27 protein-coding genes are annotated in these 25,480 nt (G+C 46.4%); 22 read left to right on the forward strand and 5 right to left on the reverse strand.

From position 1 onward, the window contains the following. Positions 1 to 13: 13 nt before the first annotated feature. The 3 genes from QYT14_RS02715 to QYT14_RS02725 form a co-directional block, all read right to left on the reverse strand. Positions 14 to 799, reverse strand: coding sequence for a polysaccharide biosynthesis/export family protein (locus QYT14_RS02715; protein ID WP_288324225.1), 786 nt, complete (start codon positions 797 to 799; stop codon positions 14 to 16). Between the two features lie 95 nt (positions 800 to 894). Then, positions 895 to 1,425 carry a UpxY family transcription antiterminator gene (locus tag QYT14_RS02720; protein WP_288324224.1) on the reverse strand — a complete coding sequence of 177 codons (531 nt, stop codon included), beginning with the start codon at positions 1,423 to 1,425 and terminating at the stop codon, positions 895 to 897. Positions 1,426 to 1,794: 369 nt separating this feature from the next. Then, the gene (locus QYT14_RS02725; protein WP_354668511.1) at positions 1,795 to 2,019 is read right to left on the reverse strand and encodes a tyrosine-type recombinase/integrase; all 225 of its coding nucleotides are present in this window, start codon (positions 2,017 to 2,019) and stop codon (positions 1,795 to 1,797) included. 166 nt (positions 2,020 to 2,185) lie between these two features. Between QYT14_RS02725 and QYT14_RS02730 the strand changes: the two genes are divergently transcribed. From QYT14_RS02730 to QYT14_RS02765, 8 genes are all read left to right on the forward strand, one after another. Then, positions 2,186 to 3,313: a site-specific integrase gene (locus tag QYT14_RS02730; RefSeq protein WP_288324222.1), complete on the forward strand. Its 1,128-nt coding sequence runs from the start codon at positions 2,186 to 2,188 to the stop codon at positions 3,311 to 3,313. A gap of 303 nt (positions 3,314 to 3,616) precedes the next feature. Further along, positions 3,617 to 4,762, forward strand: a complete 1,146-nt coding sequence (locus QYT14_RS02735; RefSeq protein ID WP_004319337.1) for a site-specific integrase — start codon at positions 3,617 to 3,619, stop codon at positions 4,760 to 4,762. 63 nt (positions 4,763 to 4,825) lie between these two features. Beyond that, positions 4,826 to 5,602: a hypothetical protein gene (locus QYT14_RS02740; protein WP_004319338.1), complete on the forward strand. Its 777-nt coding sequence runs from the start codon at positions 4,826 to 4,828 to the stop codon at positions 5,600 to 5,602. Positions 5,603 to 5,749: 147 nt separating this feature from the next. Beyond that, the gene (locus tag QYT14_RS02745) at positions 5,750 to 6,112 is read left to right on the forward strand and encodes a helix-turn-helix domain-containing protein (protein WP_004319339.1); all 363 of its coding nucleotides are present in this window, start codon (positions 5,750 to 5,752) and stop codon (positions 6,110 to 6,112) included. Then, positions 6,109 to 6,558, forward strand: a complete 450-nt coding sequence (locus tag QYT14_RS02750; RefSeq protein WP_004319340.1) for a helix-turn-helix domain-containing protein — start codon at positions 6,109 to 6,111, stop codon at positions 6,556 to 6,558. The genes QYT14_RS02745 and QYT14_RS02750 overlap by 4 nt, the downstream gene beginning before the upstream one ends. Continuing rightward, positions 6,555 to 7,643 carry an AAA family ATPase gene (locus tag QYT14_RS02755; RefSeq protein ID WP_004319341.1) on the forward strand — a complete coding sequence of 363 codons (1,089 nt, stop codon included), beginning with the start codon at positions 6,555 to 6,557 and terminating at the stop codon, positions 7,641 to 7,643. The genes QYT14_RS02750 and QYT14_RS02755 overlap by 4 nt, the downstream gene beginning before the upstream one ends. A gap of 63 nt (positions 7,644 to 7,706) precedes the next feature. After that, positions 7,707 to 8,588 carry a toprim domain-containing protein gene (locus QYT14_RS02760; protein ID WP_004319342.1) on the forward strand — a complete coding sequence of 294 codons (882 nt, stop codon included), beginning with the start codon at positions 7,707 to 7,709 and terminating at the stop codon, positions 8,586 to 8,588. A gap of 80 nt (positions 8,589 to 8,668) precedes the next feature. Beyond that, positions 8,669 to 10,105: an RNA-binding domain-containing protein gene (locus QYT14_RS02765; RefSeq protein ID WP_004319343.1), complete on the forward strand. Its 1,437-nt coding sequence runs from the start codon at positions 8,669 to 8,671 to the stop codon at positions 10,103 to 10,105. A 57-nt stretch (positions 10,106 to 10,162) separates the two neighbouring features. Here QYT14_RS02765 and QYT14_RS02770 read toward each other — a convergent pair whose 3' ends face one another. Further along, positions 10,163 to 10,477: a hypothetical protein gene (locus QYT14_RS02770; protein WP_004319344.1), complete on the reverse strand. Its 315-nt coding sequence runs from the start codon at positions 10,475 to 10,477 to the stop codon at positions 10,163 to 10,165. 76 nt (positions 10,478 to 10,553) lie between these two features. After that, positions 10,554 to 11,687: a DNA polymerase III subunit beta gene (gene dnaN / locus QYT14_RS02775; protein WP_288324221.1), complete on the reverse strand. Its 1,134-nt coding sequence runs from the start codon at positions 11,685 to 11,687 to the stop codon at positions 10,554 to 10,556. A gap of 481 nt (positions 11,688 to 12,168) precedes the next feature. On the opposite strand from dnaN, the gene QYT14_RS02780 reads away from it, so the two are divergent. The 14 genes from QYT14_RS02780 (at position 12,169) to traK (ending at position 25,479) form a co-directional block, all read left to right on the forward strand. Continuing rightward, positions 12,169 to 12,588: a hypothetical protein gene (locus QYT14_RS02780; protein ID WP_004319346.1), complete on the forward strand. Its 420-nt coding sequence runs from the start codon at positions 12,169 to 12,171 to the stop codon at positions 12,586 to 12,588. Further along, on the forward strand, positions 12,578 to 12,913 hold the full coding sequence (locus QYT14_RS02785) for a DUF4134 domain-containing protein (protein WP_004319347.1): 336 nt from the start codon (positions 12,578 to 12,580) through the stop codon (positions 12,911 to 12,913). Before QYT14_RS02780 ends, QYT14_RS02785 begins: the two co-directional genes overlap by 11 nt. Positions 12,914 to 12,967: 54 nt before the next feature. Further along, a complete protein-coding gene (locus QYT14_RS02790; protein WP_004319348.1) occupies positions 12,968 to 13,333 on the forward strand; it encodes a DUF4134 domain-containing protein in 366 nt (121 codons plus the stop codon). A 6-nt stretch (positions 13,334 to 13,339) separates the two neighbouring features. After that, positions 13,340 to 13,642 (forward strand): hypothetical protein, encoded by a 303-nt coding sequence (locus QYT14_RS02795; RefSeq protein ID WP_004319349.1) that lies wholly within the window; start codon positions 13,340 to 13,342, stop codon positions 13,640 to 13,642. Then, positions 13,639 to 15,183, forward strand: a complete 1,545-nt coding sequence (locus tag QYT14_RS02800) for a hypothetical protein (RefSeq protein WP_004319350.1) — start codon at positions 13,639 to 13,641, stop codon at positions 15,181 to 15,183. The genes QYT14_RS02795 and QYT14_RS02800 overlap by 4 nt, the downstream gene beginning before the upstream one ends. 21 nt (positions 15,184 to 15,204) lie before the next feature. Continuing rightward, positions 15,205 to 15,618 carry a hypothetical protein gene (locus QYT14_RS02805; RefSeq protein WP_004319351.1) on the forward strand — a complete coding sequence of 138 codons (414 nt, stop codon included), beginning with the start codon at positions 15,205 to 15,207 and terminating at the stop codon, positions 15,616 to 15,618. Between the two features lie 5 nt (positions 15,619 to 15,623). After that, the gene (locus tag QYT14_RS02810; RefSeq protein WP_004319352.1) at positions 15,624 to 18,332 is read left to right on the forward strand and encodes a TraG family conjugative transposon ATPase; all 2,709 of its coding nucleotides are present in this window, start codon (positions 15,624 to 15,626) and stop codon (positions 18,330 to 18,332) included. Positions 18,333 to 18,344: 12 nt separating this feature from the next. Then, positions 18,345 to 18,668: a hypothetical protein gene (locus QYT14_RS02815; protein WP_004319354.1), complete on the forward strand. Its 324-nt coding sequence runs from the start codon at positions 18,345 to 18,347 to the stop codon at positions 18,666 to 18,668. Between the two features lie 22 nt (positions 18,669 to 18,690). Next, the gene (locus QYT14_RS02820) at positions 18,691 to 21,255 is read left to right on the forward strand and encodes a hypothetical protein (protein ID WP_032837722.1); all 2,565 of its coding nucleotides are present in this window, start codon (positions 18,691 to 18,693) and stop codon (positions 21,253 to 21,255) included. After that, entirely contained in the window at positions 21,227 to 21,982 is a 756-nt protein-coding gene (locus QYT14_RS02825; RefSeq protein ID WP_004319357.1) for a hypothetical protein, read from the forward strand. The genes QYT14_RS02820 and QYT14_RS02825 overlap by 29 nt, the downstream gene beginning before the upstream one ends. 31 nt (positions 21,983 to 22,013) lie before the next feature. Continuing rightward, positions 22,014 to 22,754 (forward strand): DUF5045 domain-containing protein, encoded by a 741-nt coding sequence (locus tag QYT14_RS02830; RefSeq protein WP_004319359.1) that lies wholly within the window; start codon positions 22,014 to 22,016, stop codon positions 22,752 to 22,754. Between the two features lie 48 nt (positions 22,755 to 22,802). Continuing rightward, positions 22,803 to 23,651 (forward strand): phage antirepressor Ant, encoded by an 849-nt coding sequence (locus QYT14_RS02835; protein ID WP_004319361.1) that lies wholly within the window; start codon positions 22,803 to 22,805, stop codon positions 23,649 to 23,651. A 3-nt stretch (positions 23,652 to 23,654) separates the two neighbouring features. Beyond that, positions 23,655 to 24,785: a hypothetical protein gene (locus tag QYT14_RS02840; protein ID WP_004319363.1), complete on the forward strand. Its 1,131-nt coding sequence runs from the start codon at positions 23,655 to 23,657 to the stop codon at positions 24,783 to 24,785. 79 nt (positions 24,786 to 24,864) lie between these two features. Beyond that, the gene (gene traK / locus QYT14_RS02845) at positions 24,865 to 25,479 is read left to right on the forward strand and encodes a conjugative transposon protein TraK (RefSeq protein ID WP_004319365.1); all 615 of its coding nucleotides are present in this window, start codon (positions 24,865 to 24,867) and stop codon (positions 25,477 to 25,479) included. Position 25,480 lies beyond the last annotated feature (1 nt).

The raw sequence follows: 25,480 nt of genomic DNA on the forward strand, positions 1-25,480 counted from the left end.
ACAATGTAAAAGATTACTTAAATATCAACACGCCCAATGAAGTGAGGAAAGAAGCAATGGTAATCCACATCGAAACAGATTTCACACTGTTCTCGTTCAGAGTAGACTGGCCGGCACGTACCTTATTGGGCTGTACATAAATCACATCATTCTGTTTCAGATAATAAACGGGAGAATTAAACACCTCTTTCGAACGAAGATCTGCCCAATGAGTGACACGCTCTCCGTTTTCTTCACGGATAACGAACACAGCATCACGCTTTCCGTAAATACTTAAATCACCTGCCATACTGATGGCTTCAAGCAAAGTGATTTGGTCTTTGGTAATGCTATATTTACCCGGTGACTTGACTTCGCCCAACACCGAGAAATAAAGGTTCATAAATTCAACCGTCACAACAGGGTCTTTTACCAAATTCTCGTCTATCAATTTCTGCTTCACCAAAGCGGCAATCTGACTCTTGGTCATACCGGCAATATGAAGTGTGCCCAATACGGGAAAGTCAATGTTTCCTTTGTCGTCCAGCGTATAGCCCGATACCTCTCCTCCACCGCTTACCCCTCCTGTTCCTATACTTGCCTGAGCCCTTGTCAGATTGAACAATGCCGCCAACTGCGGGTCCTTACTTGACACAATGATGGAAATCTGGTCTTTGGGCTGCACGGTAATATCTCGTGCGCCACTGATAACCTCAGGCTGATTTACATTGATGTCTTGAAAATAGAGAATCTCCTTGGAAGTATTGCAAGACATCAGCAATATCGCCATTAGAAGCATACTTAAAAATTTTTTTTTCATAAATTATATATTCTGTACAGTTAGTTTTTGTGTATATCACTTTATTTTCTTCAAATTATAACTCTATGATTTAATGATAATAATATAAGAAGGGGTTATATTTTTTCCAGATAGGCTCCCGGAATATAGGTAGTAGCTAAAGAAAACGCTCCTTCCAAGCGTATCACAACCCGCTTATGTCCTTTAATACGAATCAATTCACCTTCTATGCCGGCAAAATCTCCCTTTATGACACGCACACGATCGCCTTGGCGAAGGTTTTCATTGATTACCTGAACCGCATCTTCCGAGAAGTCGAGCAGAAACATGAAATCCTGCATCTGCTTGTCGGGAACTACTAAAAGTTGTCGGGTTTCCAGATTCAGAAGATAACTCATGGATAAGCCGTATTCATTGACCAATGAAAGGCAAGTGGCATAATCTGAACGGATAAATACAAAATTGGGAAGTACGGGTTTTTCCACTTTGACTTTCTTCCCTCTTTTTTCTATCATAACAGTACGAAAAGGAATGTAATGCTCTATTTTTAATCGCTCCAATAATTGCTTTATTTTCTTTGCTGTAGAATATTTTGTTTTTGCTGCAAACCATTTGATAGGCTGCACTGTTTTCTTGTTTGTCGTCATAGTTAAACACGCTTCGCGTCATCGCCTCTTTAGAAGGCGATTTTATAAAAGATTCAATAAGATGAATCATGCTTTTTGTTCCACCTCTTACACAGAGGTAACACATCAGCCAGAGAACGTATAACCCGGATTTTAAACAGAAAAAGAAGAATATAATACTAAAAACATTAGATTTCATAGAAAGGAAGGTTCGATTATCAAGTCATAAAAAAATTGACATAAAAAAGTGCAAAGAAAAGGTAAAGAGAAGAAAATGAAAAAAAATCATTCATAAATTCTATTACCTAAAAAAATAAATATTAACTTTGTGCCGAATTAATGACTTTCATTGCTCCACCTCTGTGTAAGAGGTTATGCAAAATAAAAAAACTACTTAATTGATGACAGCACCTTGCGGTTAGCTTCATCCATTATCACTTGATTCAAAGAAGCCAAATAAATACGTGTCGTTTTTTCTGAAGTATGTCCCATTCCTTCACTTATTACAGATAGTGAAACACCATTTTCACGAGCAATGGAAGCCCAAGTGTGGCGGGATATATAGAATATAAAAACAAAACACAAGAAAAATGCAATTATTGCACAATATATCAATGTATATCAGGTTTTTATAAAAAGAATGTAGAATTGCATTTATTGTTGATTTTAGCCATCGATAGTGTTATTTACAGTTTTTATGTTACTATTTTGTTGTGCAAAAAAGCACCTGTTTTCGATTAAAATCACTATCTTTGTAGAAGAAAATAAGCAATTCAAGTATATGGCTCGTACCAAGAAAATAGAATCAACCCCTGTACGCATCCGGTTCAAGGAACTGGAAAATGGAAACAAGTCTATCTATCTCGATATTTACTACGAGAAGAAGAGGCGGTATGAGTTTCTGAAATTGTACCTTATCCCAGAGAATTCCTCGGAAGCAAGAAAGCAAAACAAGCATACAATGAAAGCTGCTGATGCAATAAGGGCACAACGTATTCTTGAAATATCGAACAACAGAACACCCGTAACCATTTCAGAAAAGGCAAAGGTTTTACTGGTTGATTGGGTAAACGAGTATAAGAACAGAAGTATTCAACAAGGAAAGACATCATCAGAAAACCATGTGCATTCAGCCTTAAAACAATTGCGGAAATACAATGCCAAAGCTCGTTTGTGCGATGTGGATAAGGATTTCTTGGATGGCTTTGTTGAATTTATGAAAGGGCAAAAAGCAAGGCGTACCAAAGTTCCTTTTGCCCAAAAAACCATATCCAATTATCTTGGGGTTATCATTACAGCCTTGAATATGGCAGTTGATGATGATGTGTTGTCTGTAAATCCCGGATTGGCTATTGACAGGAAAGCCATTTGCGGTGAAGAAACTCCACGCGAGTATCTGACTATTGATGAAGTCCGCAAGCTCATAGAGGCGGATGCACCAAGAGCAGATGTGAAAATTGCATTTTTGTTTTCCTGTTTCTGTGGATTACGGTTAAGTGATGTCCGTGCCTTGCAATGGAAAAAAATCATTGAAGATAACGGGAATATTCACATGGAGTTGCGACAAAAGAAAACTGGTCGGATGCTGTACTTGCCACTCAACAAGCAAGCGCAAGCCTATCTGCCTCACACTAAGAGAAGTGCTGAAGATTATGTATTTTCTCTGCCTTGCACTTCTACCATTGATTTACAGTTGAAGAAGTGGGCCCAAAATGCAGGAATCAATAAAAAACTGACCTATCACATGAGTCGGCATACTTTTGCAACAATGGAGCTTACCATGGGGGCAGATTTATACACAACTAGTCAGTTACTTGGTCATGCCGATGTGGAAACAACACAAGTTTATGCGAAAATCATAGATGCTAAAAAAGAAGCCGCTGTATTACTAATAGATTCTCTATTCTAATATTTATAGTCAAACAGAAATATATTGCAAATTTTGCATGTCGCAATTATCTGTGTATCAGTCATAGCAGAAAGAAATTTTTCGTAATTCAATTCTGTTTGACCATGACAATCTTATTTCTATTTTTAAATTATACAGTATGTATTGTTTAATTAAAAATACTGTGTATATTTGCATTTTGTAGAAACAGCCTCTTTATGTCTGTTCCTCAGAAAGCTATGTTATCCATTATTGTATAGTAACATTAATCAAGATAACAAAATGCAATTAATCTTTTCATGAATAATAGTACAACAAAGGTATATGGCACGTACGAAAAAGCAAGTTAAAGTAAAGGAACCTGTCCGTTTACGTTTTAATGAACTCAAAGATGGCAGGAAGTCCATCTATTTGGATATTTACTACAATGGCCGGAGAACTTACCAGTCATTGAAACTCTATCTTGTACCAGAAACGGATGTGTCGGCGCAAATCCAAAATGCCAACACACTCGCAATAGCCAATGCCATTAAGACCGAAAAAATTTTGGACCTGACCAACAAGATAGCAGGTATCACAGACCGTTCGTATAAAGCGAATATGCTTTTCACGGACTGGATGAGAGTTTATCGGCAAGATGTGGAAAAACGGGCTTCGGCATCTGCACTTATTTGGGTAGATCGGGTAACTAATGAATTGGAGAAGTACGATAACAGTGTTACCCTTGCAGAAATAGATAGGGATTATATTATGAGATTTCTCAGCCATTTACTAGATAGACCTGCACTCACACGTGACCATAACCAACTGGCCAAAAATACGGTTTTCCTCTACCTCTCTTATATACGGGCTGCACTGAATTATGCAGTTAAGGAGAACCTGCTCCAGTCAAGCCCATTCAAGAAAATCAAACGGGATATGCTTTCAGGTTCGGAAGCCAAACGTGAATATCTTACAGTAGAGGAAGTAAAACGTCTTATTGCAACTCCTTGCCGTCGGGATGATATGAAGGCTGCATTTTTGTTTTCCTGTTTTTGCGGTTTGCGCATTATGGACATCAAAAACTTGTGTTGGAAACACATTAGTAAAAACGGGAACAGGTGGCAGGTAGAAATACGGCAGTATAAAACCGGCGCATTGTTGTATTTGCCATTGAACATGAATGCACGGAAATGGATGCCGGAACAAGGGGATGCTTCTTCTGAAGACCGTGTATTTCCCAAGTTGAGTATTTGGTATAAAAGCATACTTCGCGATTGGGCCACAGATGCCGGAATAGAAAAGAAATTTTCATTCCACGTGGCGAGGCATACGTTCGCAACGCTGGCCTTGACCGCAGGGGTTGACATCTATACGACAAGTCAATTATTGGGTCATGCCAATATCAGACACACTCAGAGGTACGCACAAATCATCAATTCTAAGAAAGACCATGCCATCTCCCTTTTGGATGACGCATTTATCCAATAACTTAAAACAATAGATTTATGAAGCGTAACCGTAGAAATGATTGCCTTTTTTTAAAACAAGAGATTGGCAAACAAGCCGCACAAGAGTGTCGGAAATGAACGTGATGAACTTTTTGCCTTGCTGAAAGAAGCCTCTTTTACTTATCGGAAGGAAGTTATCGGTGAGAGTAAATTGTATGAACTGTATGTGGAGGATTTTCTGAACGGTCATTATTATAGTGACCACCGGGATGCCGCCGGGAAAAACCGACATCGGAAAAACATCGGTATTCTCAGAGGAATACTGACAAAACGTAAAGACCTTGTGGAGCTATTCTTCTCCAATATACTTTTTGCTCCTAACCGCATGGATGAGTTGCTTCGTCTGTTCAACACAACGAAAGCATCCTCCGGTCTGAAAGAAGAACCGGATAAGCCACGCCCTGAAACGAACCTTCCTGCCTTGTCTTTGGGTAGCTTTTTGAATGACAATCAACTGAGCCTCATTGCGCATTGTGCTAATGAGGCTCAACTTTTCACTACCCCTGTGAATGCAGGCATACTGCGTTCTCTTTTGGAAGGCACGTTGCATCAGCCGTTGAAGTCTGCCAATAACCGGTTGGTAGCTTTCTTTTTCGACCGGTTATGTCACCACCGTCTCATTCTCGGACGTTGGGAACATCTGTTGGAACAGGCCGGTTCCATATTGGGTTCCAAAGACGGCCGTCCGCTCAAACACGGCCAGTATTCCAGTGCACTTAGTCTTGCCAAGAGCAATCCAAACAGTATGCAGGAGGTAATCAGCCAATGCGTACAAGCTGTCAGAGAAATGACAGAAAGAAACACAACGGATAACAAGTGACACAGAAAAGGATAACAGTTCGGATAACACTTCCGAACTGTTACTCTCCTTTTTACAAGCATTGAAAAACACATATCTACCTTTGCCCCGAAGCGATAAAGTTTCGGGGTATCACTCCCCCATGTCTAACTCAAAAAAGAATACAAAATGAACCAACAAGAAGAAAGAAACTGTGTAGCGGTGTCCTGTTCATCATGTTTCCTGAAGCTTAGTATGCTCCAGAAACAAACGGAGAAGATTGAAAATATGCTGTTTTGCATCAAGAAAACACTCAATTTCAAAGAAGCCTGCCTGTATATGGGGCTGTCGAGAAGCCAGTTGTACAAACTTGCCAAGAACGGGCATATCCCCCACTACAGACCGTCCGGTAAACTGTTGTATTTTAACAAGCAGGAATTGGACGAATGGCTCTGCCGGAACCAAGTGGAAGAAACCGAAAAAAACTGTCCAAAGGAGATGCCGGACAGCATGAATGAATGTGTTGAACCCGATAAACAATTTGCATCATGACAGAAGCCGGATTTCTTGAAACACTTAAACGGGTAGAAGATGTGGCCGTCATCCTGACCCGAATGGAAGATATAAACGTAGTATTGGGCAAGATAACCACCATTGAAGCCTTCATTGATCGTTTCGGGACGCTTGAAGCCTTGATAGAGCGTTTTGAAAGCGTGGAGAATCAACTCTATTACCTGAAAGATATGCTGAATATTGATGAAGCCGCCAAATACCTGAATATCTCCAAAGGGCATATGTACCGGCTTACCTCCAACCGTGACATATCCTACACCAAACCGAATGGCAAGAACATCTTCTTTGAAAGGAAGGAACTGGATGAATGGAAACGGCGCAATCCAGTCCTTTCACAAAGGGAACTGGAAAGACAGGCTGCTATAATGACCGCCCATGACCACACCGGCAAGCCCAACCATAAAAAGAAAGGGGGAAAGCCATGATACCGACCCACCTGCTTCAAACCGGAAATGACATAGATCGTTCGGTTTATGAACAAATCCTGCAATTCATCCGCCTACGTGTCACCGAGACCTACGCTTTTCCGCCGGAAATTGTCCGTGTCGATGACATAACCATTGCCACGCTCGGCAACTTCAGTGCTTCGGTCGGTAAGCCCAAAAGCAAAAAGACTTTCAACATCACGGCAATTGTGGCTGCAGCGTTGTCGGGCAAAAACGTGTTACGCTACAACGCACATTTGCCGGAAGGCAAGCACAAGGTGCTTTATGTAGATACGGAACAAAGCAAATGCCATTGCCACAAGGTGCTTGAACGCATCCTGAGACTGGCCGGGCTACCTACTGACCGTGAAACGGACAACCTCGAATTTTTCATGCTGCGGGAATACAGCCCCAAACAACGCCGACAGATTATCAACCATGCGCTGGCTTCCGATCCGGGTATCGGTTTTGTTGTCATTGACGGCATCCGTGACCTCCTGTATGACATCAACAGTCCCAGTGAGTCTGTTGATTTGATAAACGACCTCATGCGCTGGTCAAGTATGCACGACCTCCATATCCATACAGTATTACATCTGAACAAAGGAGATGACAATACGAGAGGACATATTGGCACAGAACTGAATAACAAAGCGGAAACCATTCTGCAAATCACCAAGAGCCAGTTTGACGGTAATATCAGTGAAGTAAAAGCCATGCACATTCGTGAAAAGGAGTTTGAGCCGTTCGCTTTCCGCATCAATAACGATGCCTTGCCTGAACTGGTGGGAGAATACTCGTTTACACAAGAGCGTAAGGGCTTCTGCGAATCCATTTCCGATGTACAACACGCCCAGGCTCTCAGGCTGGCATTCAGCGAGGGGGACATAACCGGATACAGACCGCTTATCAAAGCGCTCCAACAGGGATATACCGAAATCGGCTTCAAGCGTGGCCGGAACATCTGCATTGAACTGAACAAGTATCTGATGGGGCGTGGCATTATCGTGAAACAGGATAAGAGCTACCATTACAATCCGAAGGTGCTGGAGTATAGCGGCTGTACCTCCGATAAAGAGGTTTAGTTTAACGTCGGTGTATATATAAGATAAACTTTATTAAACCCGAATAGAAACACAAAAGTTATTATGAACATAGCCCAGACCAAACAAATAGATATTGTGGACTTCTTGAAAGCAATCGGTTGTTTCCCTACAAGGGAAACCGCTTGTGCGGCATGGTTCCGTGCCCCGTATAGGGAAGATATGACACCTTCATTCAAAGTCAATAAAAATCGGAATATCTGGTATGATTTCGGACTTGCCCGGAGTGGCGACATCATAGACTTGGGTATTCTTATCTATCATACCAATGATATATCCCGTGTACTGAAACTGATAGAAAACGCCACCCCGGGAGTACCTGTCAAGGCAAGAACATTCCTGCCCTCTTCTGAGGAAAGGAATGAGATCTTGCGGAACATCCAAATCGGTGCGCTGACTTCGGTAGCCTTGAAGTCCTATCTGGCTTCACGGGGCATTGATATGGAAATCGGAATCAGGGAATGCTGGGAGATACACTATACCTGCCGTGGAAGAGCCTACTTCGCTATCGGTTTTCCTAATATAGCCGGTGGATATGAAATGCGCAGTCCGTACTACAAAGGGTGCATTGCACCTAAAGACATATCAGTGACCAACACCACAAAGACCACTTTGGCATGTTGCCTGTTTGAAGGCTTTATGGACTTTCTTTCTTATTTGACACTAGTAAAACAAGGAAAGTTGCCGCCTCCGTGCAGACAGCCGGATTTAATTGTACTGAACTCGGTGAACAACCTGTCCAAAGCTCTGTCCCGGTTGAAAGCATACAAGAAAATCTATTGCTTCCTCGACAATGACGATGCCGGACGAAAGGCGGTGGATCTGCTTCGGGAAATGAATACGGCTACGGTATATAATGTGATGGAGGCGTTTCCTTATTATAAGGATGTCAATGACCTGTTGCGCGATAAGAAAAGGATGCCGTGAATTGACTTTAAACAAAAGAATCATGTCCTACACAAGTTTATGTGCTGGATATTTTGTATTTTTGCCTAACAATTAGAACAATGGAACAAGAACGATTTAAAGAAATACTGGAAATAGGAGAAACCATTCGGGTGGAGTTTAAACGCTGTGGAAATGGCATTGAAAGCGATACCTATGAAACGGTATGCTCTTTTCTCAACCGTTTTGGCGGTGATCTATTTTTAGGCGTGACGGATTCCGGTCGTGTTGTCGGCGTACCTGAAAATTCCGTATCTTCAATGATTAAGAATTTTATCAGTTGTGTCAGCAATTCGGATTTGATAACTCCTACTGTTTATTTGGAGCCCAGACCGCTTCTCTATGAGGGTAAAACCGTGATACACATTCATGTCAATCCGAGTGCAGAAGTCCATTCCTATAAAAAGGAGATATTTGACCGGGTGGATGATGCGGACGTACACGTGACCAGCACCTCACAAATAGCGATGATGTATATCCGTAAGCAAAGTATCTTTACAGAACGGAAGGTATTTCCATATATAAAAGTGGAAGATTTGCGACTCGACCTTTTGCCGACTATCAGACAAATGGCTGCTAATTCCGCTAACGGTCGGCATATTTGGCAAAAGACGGATGATATGGAGTTGTTACGCTCTGCCGGTCTGTTCGGTACGAATCATGAGACAGGAAAGCATGGACTGAATCTTGCAGCCGTATTACTGTTAGGTCGTGACGACGTTATAAAAGATGTGGCACCGGCTTATGAAACGGATGCTTTGCTTCGCCGAATCAATATAGACCGGTATGACGACAGGGAGATTGTATGTACCAACCTTGTGGAAAGCTATGATCTGTTGATGGAATTTGCCCAAAAACATTTGCCGGATCCGTTTTATCTTGAAAATGAACAACGGATAAGCCTGCGTGGAGTAATATGCAGGGAAATGGTATCAAACATACTCATCCATAGAGAATTTTCAAGTTCTTATCCTGCCAAATTCGTTATTGAGAATAACCGTATATACACGGAAAATGCTAACCGTGCCTCGTGGTCGGGTGAGATAACCCCGGAAAATTTTGAGCCGAATCCCAAAAATCCAATCATCGCCTCCTTTTTCCGCAATATCGGATTGGCCGACAAACTCGGTTCCGGTGTGCGTAATATTTTCAAATACGCCAAGTATTATCAAGGTGGGCATCCCCATTTTTTTGAACAGGATATTTTCCGTACAAGTGTTGAGTTTGAAAGTGAGACTATAAAAGTGGCAGATGCGACTATAAATGCGACTATAAGTGATGCTGATGCGACTATAAACGCGACTATAAGTGAAGAGGATTTGCAGATGTTGAGACTTATTCAAGCCAAGCCTGACATCACCTATACGGAATTGTCCGAACAGTTGAATTTGCATCGTGCTACGGTTGCCAGACGTATCAAGAGCCTTGCGGAAAAAAGAGTCATATCGAGAATCGGTGCCAGAAAAACAGGTGCATGGAAAATTAATATTTCTTTATAAAACAGGAATATATAAAATGGAAGAAGGTATCTACTCTGATACCTTCTTTCATGTATATTAATCTGTTATCTCACAAAAATAATCCAACTCGTCGCCTTTTAGATTCTCCATTGCATATTGTTCGGTCTGTTCCCAAAGTTTTTCATACAGTTCTGAAAATTGTGGTTTTGTTTCATGGTGTTGCCATACTTTATGGTTGAGTACCAATGTTAGCTCCGTGAGATACTTACAATTATCTTTCCATTCTTCAAACGCACGGTTGAAGGTGTCCTGAATACCTGCAAGTCCAAAATGGTCGGCTATCGTAAAATCGTTCCAGAAGGTGGTCTGCAACTCGTAGTCGTTTTCTTTCATAAATTCTCTGAATGTCATGTCATTTCAATTTTAGGATTTTATTATTAATCCCCTGCCGCAATTGAAGTGCAGGGGAATTTCTTCAATACCGGTATCAAGCCGATAGCAGTATGGGCATAATCAATGCTACGGTTTCCATCTGGTCATCGTCGGTTACAGGGGTGATAACACCTGCACGTTCTTGCGTGCTTAACTTGAACTGTACCTCTTTGGTGGTGATATTTTCCAGCGTTTGTTTCAAAAACTCCGCTTTGAAGCCGATGCGCAAATTGCCGCCTTGATAGGCACAAAATACCGTTTCTTCAGCATGGGTGGAACAATCAATATCCTTTCCCGAAAGCACCAACGACAATCCCGAAAAGTTCATGGCCACCTCGCAACGTGCCTTGTCCGCAAATACGCTTACCCGTCTGACGGCCGCCAACAGTTCGTTTTTGTCGAGAATGGCTTTTTTGTCACTATCCGTGGGGATAACGGCATTGTAGTTGGGGTATCTTCCCTCTATCAGCCGTGTGCGGAAATAGTCTGTTTCTGTTTGGAAGGCCATTTCACGGTCAGTAATGAATACCTGCACTTTCTCATCTGACTTACTTGTCATACTGCGCACAATCTTTGCAGCTCTTGAATGTAACAGGAAATTGTACTCTTGTCCGTCATCCTCAACCTTGTAAATGTTCCGTACCAACATGGAGCCATTGGTAGCGGCACATTGCAATTCATCGCCCTTCTTAGTGAAATAGATGCCGCAAAATATAGGACGAAGGTCATCGTTGCCAACGGCATATAAAGATTTGCCGATACTATCATTCAAGACAGATGCTTCGATAGTGGCCTTCACGTTTTTCTCCATTGTGCCAGGAAGGACGTAATCCTTTGCCGGAAATCCCACCATGTCGAACTGGCCGTTGTTGTAGCGGATAACTACCGACAAATTTTCCTCGTCCGCTTCAAAAGTGACAGGCTGGTCTCCTAAATTCTTCAACGAATCAAGCAAAAAACTCGCTGTGACACATATACTTTCGCTGTGTCCGTTAGCTCCGTCCATATCTATGACAGGGAGCGTGCTGCATCGGCTACAATCCATGTCGGATGCCGTTATTCTCAATACACCGTCTTTGAGTTCCAATAGGAACGTGGAATAGATAGGCAATGCCACCTTACTGTTCATTACTTTTGCCAATGCAATTAACTCGGCGTTCAATTCTGTTGCTGAAATTGTGAACTTCATAACTGATTTGATTTATTTCCCTATCATCGGGAGCCTTTGCCCCTTATTGTGAGGAAGTTATTTATGGTGCTCCGACTTGGCAGGTGCGTATGGCACAAACTTTTTGGTTGAAATACGCTTTTTACGCGTGTGGAAAAAGGAAGATTTCAATCACTGGGGCACTGATTATCCGAAAATCCGCTGCCTCCCGCCCTAAAAGTTTGGAGCAATCAAAGCAAGCCTGCCGGAACTTTGCGCCAGAAATGCCTCCGCCCAATGAGGGCATAGATGTGTATGATTCATATCTCCTTGTATATAAATGGTAGAGAGCGGAATACCTGTAATTGTGGTATCGGAGTATGATTGACAGTCTGATTTTTCACTGCAATCATAAACCCGGTTAAAAAAGGAGGCTTTGTTGCTTTGTCTTTCATCGTGTACCTCTATTTCATTATTCCTTTGCGGCATCAATCGAACAATCAACGCATAAACACAATACGAAATGAGTCCATTTTTGACATTTGCCATTTGCCTGAGCATCGCCTACCTCCTTTACTACGGTGCCAACATCGGCAAGGATTTATACGCTACCGGAAAGCAACTTACTTCCAACGAGGAAGTGTTTGAGATTGAAGACGTTCCAGTTGAAACCGCCGTCTCTGTGAATGAACAGGGAGACGGCTTTTTTATTGGCGATGCCGAACCGGAAGAACCTGCGGAAGTGCTTGACCCGGAAAAGGAAAGCGAAAAGAAAGAAACTGCCGAGACAGAGAGACGCATTGCTTCGCTGCAAGAGAATCTGGATGAAGCGGACGTAACGAGCGAATACGGCATCAAAGCCCCAGAACTCCATGAGTTACTGGAAGGCAAGAAAGCTTCGCTGTTCAAACCCGAAATCAATGTCATCCGAAATGTATTGTAAGAAGATTATCCGTTATAGCCTGCCGGTGTCGTGCCTCCTTTCGGCGCAGTCCGTTTTCGCCAAATGTGGCGGCGTGGATTACAGTTGGGGAGCCGATGCGCTGGCACTGATGCACGACTATGTAGTGACCATGATGCTCTATGTGCTGTATTTGACCTATGCCATTGCTGCACTTGTTACTATTTACGCCAGCCTACAAATCTTCATCAAGATGAATGCCGGCGAGGAAGGTATCGTCAAGGAGATACTCATGGTTGTGGGAGCCTGTATGTTCATGATTGGAGCCTCTATCGTGTTCCCAGCTTTCTTCGGCTATCAAGTTTAAAAAATACTCATCTGCGCAGAGAGTACCATAATGTCTAATTAAAAACAAGAACGAATGTTGCAAAAAATTAAGAAAATGATGAAGGGCATCTGCTCTTCCGAAAGAATCAAGATGCTTTCATTTATGCTGCTGGTCGGAACGGTGACAGCTTTCGCCCAGAACGCGGCCGGTGACTACTCCGCCGGAACGACCGCCCTCGGCACGGTGACGGACGAAATCGCCAAGTACGTGCCGTATGTAGTGAAACTGTGTTACGCCATTGCCGGCATTGTGGCCGTTGTGGGAGCAATCAGCGTGTATATCAAAATGAACAACGAGGAACAGGACGTGAAGAAGTCTATCATGATGATTGTAGGAGCTTGTATCTTCCTGGTAGCTGCTGCACAGGCACTTCCGTTGTTTTTCGGTATCTCCGCTTAACGGCGCATGGGAACCCAAACGGACAACAGCCGCTACACGGGGTACCCACTGTTCAAGGGGCTTCAACGGCCTCTTGAACTGATGGGACTTCAGGGGCGGTACATCTATTGGGCGGCCGGAGCTGTCGGCGGGGCCATTCTCGGCTTTATCCTTGCCTACTGCCTGATAGGTTTCCTCGCCGGACTGCTCACTTTGGTGGCCTCTCTCGCCGTGGGTGCCGGATTTATCCTGCTGAAACAGCGCAAAGGGCTGCACAGCAAGAAGAACGATAAAGGAGTATTCATCTATGCTTATTCAAAAAGGAAATGACAATAACCGTAGTTTGTAGAAAAAGTAAAATTGCTTGGCTGTTTCTTCCATGTGTCCTACTGCTCGCATCCTGTGGAAAACGACAGGTAACGAAATCAGCCACGGTAGAAGCGCAACAGACAGCCGGTAAAATTCGGCAAGGCTGGGCTACAGCCTGCCGTCCGTTGACAATCACTTCAGAGGGAATGGAAACAGGACTGCCGGACATCGGGGTGTATATGCATCTTGCGGACGCCACAGACACGGAACGGAACGCCTTTTACGGAGTGCCGTTCATTTATGATAACGGGCGTTATGTGGCGCAGAAACATCATACCGTGACCGCTGACACGCTTGCCGCCATCTATGCCTGTTTCCCTTATCGGCAAGGACTTGCCGCAGATGATAGTCTTGTACTGGCTGCTCCTTTCGGGGAAAACCTGTACGCTGTGGAAACGGCCCGGCATATCGGCAAGGAGATTTCCGTGGAAATGGATTGGCGCAGTTCAATGGTGCTACTCTGCATCGGATGCGAGAGTGACCGGTTGCAAGAGCGGCTGGATGAACTTACGCTTACGGGGGAGAACCTTTGCGGACAGGCTGTCTATCAGCCTTACTTGGGTAAATGGAGACCTGTGGGCAAAGGAGGCACGTTGAACGCCACGGATGCGGACTGCCTGTTGAACAATGGCCGGAAACATGACTTTTATCTGGTGCCTACCGATACGGAAGGCGCGGTGACGATTGCCGCCACCATTGACGGACACCCATACGCCGTGCGGACAACATTGCCTCCCATGCAAGCAGGAAGCCTTGTAAGGCTAAACCTGCGCAAAGGCAAGGAAGGATTGGCGGTGAATGGCAGTTGGGTGGAAACCCGGCGCAAGCTCCGCTACCAGCCTGTGCAGCGTGTGGATTCCGTGGAAGTGGGTCACTACCTGCAAAAAGACGGTGGGATATGTCCTCAACGTGACAGCAATTCAATTGCCATGGTAGTGGAAACGGACGGGAGGCACGGCAAAGCGGTGGCGTTGCGCGACAGCGAGGGTCGGTATTGCTATTCGGGAAAAGTTTTGACTTCCGGTAAAACTTTCCAGACCATTGATGGTAAACGTAAAGAGGGAGTCGTCAATCCCAGGCAAACGGATGAAATCATCGATGAGAACAAACTCATCTTTACTTCGGGAATGCCCTACGGTGAGCAATGCGCCTTCGGCTATGCAGACGGTGCCGATCTTACCCAAAGGCTGATTGACAAGTACCGTCAAACGGAGCATGCCTACCGAAGGAACGGGAGGCTGCTCGCCAGGAAAGAAATGCTTGCTGAAGTGGAGCAGCATCCGGGAAGCTATGTGCCGTCACTTGCGGAACTGGCACAGCTCTATCATCACCGGCAACTCGGAGAAACAGTCGGCTGTGAACCGATGCGAGGAGAATACCTGACCGTCAGCGAGAGTTCGGACAAGACCTTTTATCTGATTGACATGGAGAACGGTATTGTGACCGGAACCTTGTCAAAACAATATGCCAGCTTACGGCTGCGGTTATTTTATCTATTTTGATTCACCTAAAAAACAACACAAATGAACAATCTGGTAATATACAACGAAGCGGAAATCAACTCAGTGGAAATCTGCGTGCTTCCACCTTTATTCAAAGTAAAGGTAGTTATGGACTCCGATACCGATGCCACTGTGACGATTACAGACATTAACGGTGCAGAGGATTTTGCATCCGTGTGCATTGAAACGAACCGGAAGGAGCTTTCCGATGTACAGTTCACCGACAAGGAAAGGCTGTATATCGGTCGGGAGGTGGCACGCTGTATTGCGGCAGACATCGCCCTGTTTGTGGGACATGGCATTGTGCCTTATGAGTGCTACGATGAGCATCCTACGTTTGACCTGTTCAAGTTTTCGGATAAATGGGAGAATGATTTAGCTTTCGGAATCCGAAAGGTTTATTTCGCCCGATGTGACGGAAGCCAAAAACAATAACGCCCATGACGATTTATATTCTACTGATTCTTGCGGCTGTAGGCACGGGTATGGCCATATCGGTATATGCCTTTGGCACAGGAGGAAAGCGCAAGCGCATCTTCCAAGACATTTACTTCTCCGTGGAAGACAACGAGGGTGTCGGCGTGGTATATACCAAAAACGGAGAGTATGCGGCTATCCTGCGCATGGAGAACCCGGTGGATAAATACTCCGCTGACATAGACGGGTACTATGAATACACCCGGCTGTTCACCGCCATTGCCCAAACACTCGGCGAAGGGTATGCGCTGCACAAGCAGGACATATTCGTGCGCAAACCGTTCTGTGATGAGAGCGAAAGCAAGCGCGAATACCTGTCCGAATCCTACTTCCATTACTTCAATGGCAGGGAATATACGGACAGCCAGACCTATCTGACCGTGACGCAGGAAGCGCAAAAGAGCCGCCTTTTCTCTTTTGACGGCAGAAAGTGGCGTGACTTCCTGGTGAAAATCCGCAAAGTGCAAGACCAATTGAAGGATGCCGGTGTACGTGCCGAATTTCTGACAAAGGAAGATGCCAGCGAGTATATCGACCGCTATTTTGCCATGGATTTTACCCACAAGACACTCTCAATGAACAATTTCAAGGTGGATGAGGAATGTGTGCGCATGGGTGACCGGAAATGCAAAATATTCTCACTTGTGGACGTGGACAGCATCAACCTGCCCAGCTTGGTACGTCCCTTTGCCAACATCGAGGTGAACAACACGCAGATGCCTGTTGATGTGATGGCGGCCATTGACCAAATCCCGGAAGCGAGGACGGTCGTTTACAACCAGATGATTTTCATTCCTAACCAAAAAAGGGAGCTTGCACTGTTGGAAAAGAAGAAAAACCGCCACGCAAGTATTCCCAATCCGGGCAACCAAATGGCCGTGGAGGACATCAAGCAGGTACAGGAAGTCATGGCCAGGGAGGGAAAGCAACTAGTCTATACGCACTACAACCTGGTGGTGTGCTGCGACAGTGATGCCGACCTGCAAAAGCCCACCAATCATCTGGAAAACACGTTCGGACGTATGGGCGTCCATATCTCCAAGAGGGCTTACAACCAACTGGAACTGTTCGTCAATTCGTTTCCGGGAAACTGTTACGGCATGAGTGCGGAGTATGACCGCTTCCTGACGCTGGGCGATGCCGCCGCCTGTCTGATGTACAAGGAAAAAATACAGCACAGCGAGGACACGCCGCTGAAGATTTACTATACGGACAGGCAGGGCGTGCCGGTGGCCATTGACATTACGGGAAAAGAAGGGAAACACAAACTGACGGACAACTCCAACTTTTTCTGCCTGGGGCCTTCGGGAAGCGGCAAATCGTTCCACATGAACAGCGTGGTACGCCAACTACACGAACACGGAACGGATGTGGTGATAGTGGATACAGGTAATTCCTACGAGGGATTGTGCGAATATTTGGGTGGGAAGTATATCAGCTACACCGAGGAAAAGCCCATTACGATGAACCCTTTCAATATCACGAAGGCGGAACTGAACATCGAAAAGATAGACTTCCTGAAGAACCTGATTCTGCTGATATGGAAAGGTTCGGATAGTAAAATTTCGGAACTGGAGTTCCGTATCATCGAGCAGATTGTGACAGACTACTACGATGCCTACTTCCACGGTTTCAAGGGCTATGACCCGTTGCAGCGTGAGACCCTGCGCAAGACACTAACCGCCGCCGAAAAGCGCAAGGGTACGTGGAGTGTGGAGGAAATGGCGACACTCGGTAAGAAGATTGATGCGAAAATCAAGTTGCTGGAGGAACGGCGAAAAGCTTTGGCGGTGGCTTCGCTGTCGTTCAATACCTTCTATGAATACTCTTGTGAACGGTTGGAGCTTATCTGCCTAGAGAACAACATCACGGAAATCGACTACGACAAATACGCATACATGATTCAGCCTTTCTACAAAGGCGGCAACTATGACAAGATTCTCAACGAGAATGTGGATACCACGCTGTTCTCAGAGACCTTTATCGTCTTTGAAGTGGATGCAATCAAGGAAAATAAGAAACTTTTTCCTATTGTCACGCTTATCATCATGGACGTGTTCTTGCAGAAAATGCGTCTGAAAAAGAAGCGAAAAGTCCTGGTAATAGAGGAAGCATGGAAGGCAATCGCCTCGCCACTCATGGCCGAGTACATCAAGTTTATGTACAAGACGGCAAGAAAGTTTTGGGCAAGTGTCGGCGTGGTGACACAGGAGATACAGGACATCATCGGCAGCGAAATCGTAAAAGAGGCCATTATCAACAACTCCGATGTGGTGATGCTTCTTGACCAAAGCAAGTTCAAGGAACGCTTCGACAACATCAAGGCTATTCTCGGACTGACGGAAACGGACTGCAAGAAAATCTTTACCATTAACCGACTGGAGAACAAGGAAGGACGCAGTTTCTTCCGGGAAGTATTCATCAGGCGTGGTACGACCAGCGAAGTCTATGGCGTGGAGGAACCGAGGGAATGCTACATGACTTACACCACCGAACGGGCGGAAAAAGAAGCGTTGAAACTCTACAAGGCAGAACTGAAATGCAGCCATCAAGAAGCTACGGAAGCCTATTGCCGAGACTGGAAACGGTCGGGTATTGAAAAATCGCTGCCTTTTGCACAAATGGTAAATAAGGCAGGCAAAGTATTGAACCTGAAAGAAAAACAATTCTAAAATCATATTATCATGCAAGAAGAAAAATTTATCAGCGAGTTTTGGAAATCCAACGAACGTAGCAATTTCTCCAAGGAAGCAACGGTACTGTTCTTCTACCTTATTTATATTTGGAAGAACGAGAACAAACCAGAAAAGTTCTATGTGCATCCGGCGAGCCTGCTTTGCAAGGTACGCGGATTTACCGTAAAAGATGTGCTGTCAGCCAGCAAGGAACTGCAAGAGCGGAACTACATCAGCTTCACGGCACCGGAAAAGGACTGGTGTTCGGGGGAATACAGCCTGTGTATGGAACGAGCAGGACAAGGGAAAGAGATAACGGCTAACGGCAAATAACCCCTTACCCCCCCACCTCGCCATGTATAGAATCCTATTGCTTCTGACCTTAGCCTGCACCTTTGTCTTTCCAACAAGGGCGCAGTACGTGCGTGTAAACTACGACAAGAAAACGGTGGCCGCCATGGTCGCCGCCTATGGGACGGAAACGGTGGCTGAAGCCTACTACAATGAGCAGGTGAAAGCCATACTGGAACGGTACAACGCCGCCGAAATCGCCGCCGCCGGAATTTTTACATCCAAATTCCTTGACCGCAAGGGATTGACGGAACTAGGTATCTGGAGCAGCCACACGGAGAACCAATACTACCGGAGGATTTACCACCTGGTAAGTGTCAAAATCATGCCGAAGATATGGACGGTAGCCGGGATGATGCTCCGCTCGCCCCAGACCGCCCTTTATTGGGGAAGCTACCTGATGAAAATCTGCACGGAAGTGAAAACGCTCTGTATGCAGTTTGAGTCGGTAGTGACCAATGGCAGCCTGTCGTTCAGCGACATCGCTTTCCTGCAACTGAATCCGCAGGTGGCCTCGCTGTTCACCCTGTCGGAGAATGGCGGTATCGACTGGGAAACCTTCCTTGACGATTTGGGCGACGTTCCGCACCACTTCACCAAAGAGAACCTAAAGGCTGACTTGGACAAGCTCTATAACATGGGGGTGAGTATCGCCACTGCCGGTACGGAGAACTTAAGCGGACGTATCTTGGGAGAGAGCAGTTTCCACGACCTGTTGCAAGGAAACGTGACTGCCATTGCCCACGCCGTGGAAAACAGCTACGACCTGTACCAAAGCCTTGACAATTCGGTAGGTAGCACGTTACTCTCCTTAGTCGGAGGACCGGAGAACGTAGCCGGGCTGTTCCAACTCGACAATTACAATCTGACGGCGTGGATGACCGATTACCTGCGTGAGACGATGGGGCAATACTATACCCAACGGTGGTACATTTACCGCAAGGATGCCGGCCAGGAGGTGCTTTGCGACTACTCCCCTGCCACAGACGACAACAGCGTAATCAATGGTGGGGAATGGGCACGCTTCAATACTTCCGATGCCAACTTTTACCCGAATACCGCCCAGACCGAACAGGTGCTTAGCAATTCGGAACGATATGCCGGATGGTCAAGGGCGCAGGTGGAACAACTGAACCGCCGAAACGACGGAAACACTTACAGTATCAGCTATTACCGCTCCAGTTATATCATATCCAAAGGAGGCAAGCAGACTAAGAAAGCCTATGCATACAGCATCAAGGTGACGAAAAGCTGGAACCATACAGAAGAAGTGTATGAGGACGTGTTCGATTCATATACCATGGACTTGAACACTTTTAAAGGGCAGCTTCAAGCCCGCCTGTCGGAATACAACGAGAACGAGGAAGGCACCGTGTATTACATCGGCTCCGATGCGAAAAACTATTACCAGGCTACCGATGAAGCGAAGCTGAAAGGCAGCGAAAGCGTAATGATAAGCGTAACCTGTCACGAGGGGGTAAGCCTGATTTCCGGTATCACCCAGTACAAATGCCGCAGTTGCGGAAGCAGCCTGAATGCCCACTCGAAGGAATGCGTGATGCGAACGTCCGTGTCGGGAGACGAGGTACTTGACTTGTCCGGCTTGGATGAACTGGAACAGGAATACAACGGGGAAGCCGCCGTGCTGCAAGCCCGGATAGACAGACTTAAGGTAGAAAATGCGGAACTTGTCAGGCAGATAGCTTCCGCCACTGTGGAGGAAGCCGCCGTGCTTCGGCAAGCCTATAACCGTAACAAAGACGAGATTGGCCGGATAGAGACGGAACTTTCCGTCGTGCGCCGGAAGCAGGAGGAACTGGCACAGGCCAAAGAAGAAGCCGCCGCCGACAACGACGTGCCTACCGATGATTACTACCGTATTCCGGCTATCATGCAGGACTGCAAGGCCGCCTACGACCTGACATGGAAAGGCGAAGGTTGGTGGTCGGGCTATACCTACCTGCGTGAAGCTGTCGCTCCGAACATCAACGGGGTGATTACATTCCGTGCCTCCCTGCAGATTGCCCGGAAGCCGAAATACTTCCTCGGCATCAAGATACACCGTGCCATTATGGAAATCAGTTGGGAGCTGACCGCCGAATACAGCGATACGGAGGTGGTGGATATTATCCAGTTTGATCCAGAGAAAAGCGAGACTGAGAAAAAGGACGAAGTGAACAGCCGCCTGTCGGAAATCGCCCGTGAATACCCCTCCTGCAAGATAAGCACGGAATACTTTCGAAGCGAACCGCCGGAAACGGACAATACTGGCGATACCTATCACCTGCTATGGTCGTCAGACCGGCTGGAAATCGCCCGCCAGGTACATACAAGGCTGAGCCATATCTATGCCGACCTGGTATCGCTGGAGAAAATGATGCACTACAAGCTCTCCATTGTGGACGTGCTGCGTGATGCGGCTCCCTATATCAATGACGAACGGGGCAGGCGGCTGACTTTAGTGGAACAATGCCGGAAACGGTGGTTGCACGGGGCGGCTGAAAACCTGCACTCCGTGGACTACAACGGCAAATACGAAGATGAAGAAAGGGGGAACGGAAATGAATGACCGGACACGATACCTACTCCTGTTGCTGTTGGCGGTGCTGCCCACCGTAGTGAAGGCGCAATGGAACTTCGACATTCCTGTGGTGGAAGCCTATATCAACGACCACAAGCAGCAACGGAGCCTGTTGCTGGCACGCTCCACACTGGAGCTGAGCAACCAACTGTTGCATGAATACAGCAGCGATGCCGCCGTGGAATACAAGGAACTGAACATCGACCTTGACAAATACACGAGGGCGTTCGATGTGATTGACGTGCTGTACCAGTCGCTCCGTACCTCGCTGAATGTCTATTCTACTTATGACACAGTGAGTGACCGTATCAGGGATTACAAGGATCTGTTGGACGATTATCGGGAAAAGGTATTGGAACGGGGGAAAATCTCTCCGGCCGACACCTTGCTTATCAGCGTGAACCTGCGCTGCATACGGAAGATTACCGATGAAGGGGAATCGCTGTACCGTTCGGTGGCTGACCTTGTGCTGTACGCCACTGGTGCCGCCGCCTGCTCGACCTCAGACCTGCTGTTGATACTGGAGGGTATCAATATCGGACTGGATAACATCGAAGCGCATCTGAACCGGGCATACTTTGAGACTTGGCGGTATATCCAACTGCGGATTGGCTACTGGAAAGAGAGCATTTATCGGAGGCAAAGCAAGCTGGAAATCATAGAGGGGGCGTTTGGACGGTGGAGGGAAGCCGGTCTGAATCCGGGAACGAAATGAAAAATTAAGAATAAAGAATGAGGAATCGGACATGAAGAATCGGAAGATGGGGAAAGGAATTTTAGTAGTGGGGCTTGTGCTCTATGGGGCGATGGATGTGGTGGCGCAAAGCGTGACCTATAGCCACGATGCTGCCAAGATGAACCAGATAACGGTGGGTGAAATCGGCTCCGGGTCGCTTACGCCCGGACTCTATTACCAAGCGTTGCACAAGTCGTACAGCAAGAGTGCGGCGAGCAAGAACAAACTGTCGTACCGTACCCTTGCCGGGGTGAACCTGTATAACCAGGTGGATGAAGCGGAAGCGTTGGACTCGGCAATGGTGGCACGGGCGAAAATTGAAGCCCTGAACGTGGCTGACCGTAGCGGCGGTGCGCTCGATGTGGCTTGGGCAGCGGAGGGAGGAAAGATAACCGACAAGATGGGTGACTTTGGGCGGAACATCAACCGCATCCTGCAAACAGGCGGCAACGGTGATGACCAAAGCTATTGGAAGGAGCATTACCAGATGTTCCAATGCGCCATAAGAGCCACGCAGGACGCTTATATGCCCAATGCCCAGCGCAAGAAACAATACCTGCGCATCTATACGGATGTGGCAAGGAAGAACGAAGAACTTATCCGCTACCTCGTCCGGCTATCCAACGCACGCAAGACCTCAGAACTGCTTGCTGCCACCAATCAAATAGAAAACCGGAAAGCGCAAGTAGTGGCTGCCGCCATGGGGCGGTGGCGTTCTGCCGGATGGACTACCGTGGATGGCAGGGAATGAAAAAGGAAAGGGAAAAAGAATTTATTAACTCTATAAATAATGACAAACATGAATCATCAAAACCAAGTGTTCAATCATCCGCAATTCGGGGAGATTTGTACCGTTCAACAGGAAGAAGGGAAAGTGTTGTTCAAGGCTAATGATGTGGCCCGTTCTTTAGGGTATGCAGAAGCTGCAAAGGCCGTCCGTACCCACTGTAAGGGGGTGTCCGTTTTAGACACTCCCATTGAGAATCAATACGGTACGGTTGTAATGCAACCTACCAAGTTTATCAGCGAATCCGATGTATATAGATTGGTGATGCGCTCCAAACTTCCGGAAGCTGAAAAGTTTCAGGACTGGGTCTGTGAGGAAGTGCTGCCTGCCATTCGGAAGGACGGGGCTTACCTGAGCGAGAAAGCCCTGCAACGCGCGGTGACAGACCCGGAGTTCTTTATCGGACTTGCCAATGCCATTCGGAAGGAGAAAGAGCAACGGCTGGAGATAGAGAGCTGTTGCACGGAACAACAGCTTTTGATTGACCGCCAAAAGGAAACAATCGAGGAGCTTGGCAAGCGTTCCGCTTACGCAGAGACCGTATTGCAGAACAAGGACTTGGTGGATATTACACAGATTGCGCAAGACTACGGTCTTTCAGGACGCCGTCTGAACGCTATTCTCCATGAAAAAAGGGTGCAATACAAGAGCGGCAAGCAATGGATTCTCTACGCTCCCTACAAGGGGAACGGGTATGTGGGTAGCGAAACCTCCCAGTTGGAGAACGGTAAGACCGTGATGCGTACCCGGTGGACACAAAAAGGCAGGCTATTTATCCATGACTTGCTGAAAGCGGACGGCATATTGCCGGTACATGAGATTGAAACGGAACAAACGGAAACATCCTCTAATATCCAGTAATGTATGGCAGACAATATCTTATCGGATTTCGGCATTGACATTCTCGAAGAAGAAATAGATGATGTGATATTCCAGACCAATGAGTTCCTGTGCGATGCGACTTTCACCGGCTCACAAGGGCCGTTTTGGTGGATCCTCCAAATGTGCATGGCGTTGGCAGCACTCTTTTCCATTATTGTGGCGGCGAACATGGCTTATAAAATGATGGTGAAACATGAGCCGCTGGACGTGATGAAACTATTCAAGCCACTGGCAATCGCTATCATCCTGTCGTGGTGGTATCCTCCTGCAGATACCGGCATGAACCGGAGCGGAAGCAGTTGGTGCGTGCTGGACTTCTTGTCGTACATTCCGAATGCCATTGGCTCGTACACGCATGACCTGTACCAGGCGGAAGCCACACAGATAAGCGACAAATTCCAAGAGGTGCAGGAATTGATTTATGTACGGGACACGATGTACACGAGTTTACAGGCACAGGCGGATGTCGCCCATTCGGGGGTGAGTGACCCCAATCTGATAGAATCTACCATGGAGCAGACCGGAGTGGATGAGGTGACGAATATGGAGGTGGATGCAAGCCGACTCTGGTTTACCTCGCTGGTAAGCGGTGCAACTGTGTGCATTGATAAAATCGTGATGTGTATTGCGCTGATTGTCTTTCGGATAGGCTGGTGGGCAACCATATACTGCCAGCAAATCCTGCTCGGTATGCTGACGATTTTCGGACCGATACAATGGGCATTCTCGTTATTGCCGAAATGGGAAGGTGCATGGGCAAAGTGGATGACACGTTATTTGACGGTGCATTTTTACGGAGCCATGCTCTACTTCGTTGGTTTTTACGTGCTGCTACTGTTCGACATCGTGCTGTGCATACAGGTGGAGAACCTGACGGCGATAACGGCGAGCGAGCAGACGATGGCCGCCTACCTGCAGAACTCCTTCTTCTCGGCAGGCTATCTGATGGCGGCAAGCATTGTAGCCCTGAAATGCCTGAACCTTGTGCCGGACCTGGCGGCATGGATGATACCGGAAGGCGATACGGCATTCAGTACCCGAAACTTTGGCGAGGGTGTGGCTTCACAGGCTAAAATGTCCACCACGGGGGCGATAGCGCACATGATGAGATAAGGGATTATGAAAAATTGAGAATGATGAATGAAGATTTTCTGAAAATAGGGAGTGAATTAAATAAAATAGAAAAAGCTGTATGGTAATCAAAAACTTAGAAAACAAAATCAAGCTGGTGACGATATTCTGCGGATTTTTCCTTGCCGGATGCGTCCTTATCAGCCTGTCAAGCATCTGGACAGCAAGGGTGATGGTAACGGATGCCCAACAGAAGGTATATGTATTGGACGGCAATGTACCTATCCTTGTGCAACGCACTACAATGGAGGAGACCCTCGATGTGGAAGCGAGAAGCCATGTGGAAATGTTCCACCACTTCTTTTTCACGTTGGCACCGGATGACAAATATATACGCTACACCATGGATAAGGCGATGTACTTGGTGGACGAGACCGGACTGGCACAGTACAATACACTGAAAGAAAAGGGATTTTACAACAATATCATGGGAACGAGTGCGGTATTCTCGATATTCTGTGACAGCATCAACTTCAACGAGGAGAAAATGGAGTTTACCTACTATGGCCGCCAACGCATCGAGCGGAGGACTTCCATTCTCACCCGTGAACTGGTGACCGCCGGCAAACTGAAACGGGTACCCCGGACGGACAACAACCCGCACGGGCTGCTGATAGTGGACTGGCGCACCCTGCTGAACAAAGACATCGAACAAAAGAATAAAAACAATTTCTGAT

This window comes from uncultured Phocaeicola sp. (assembly GCF_948499155.1).
Taxonomy (GTDB): domain Bacteria; phylum Bacteroidota; class Bacteroidia; order Bacteroidales; family Bacteroidaceae; genus Phocaeicola; species Phocaeicola faecalis.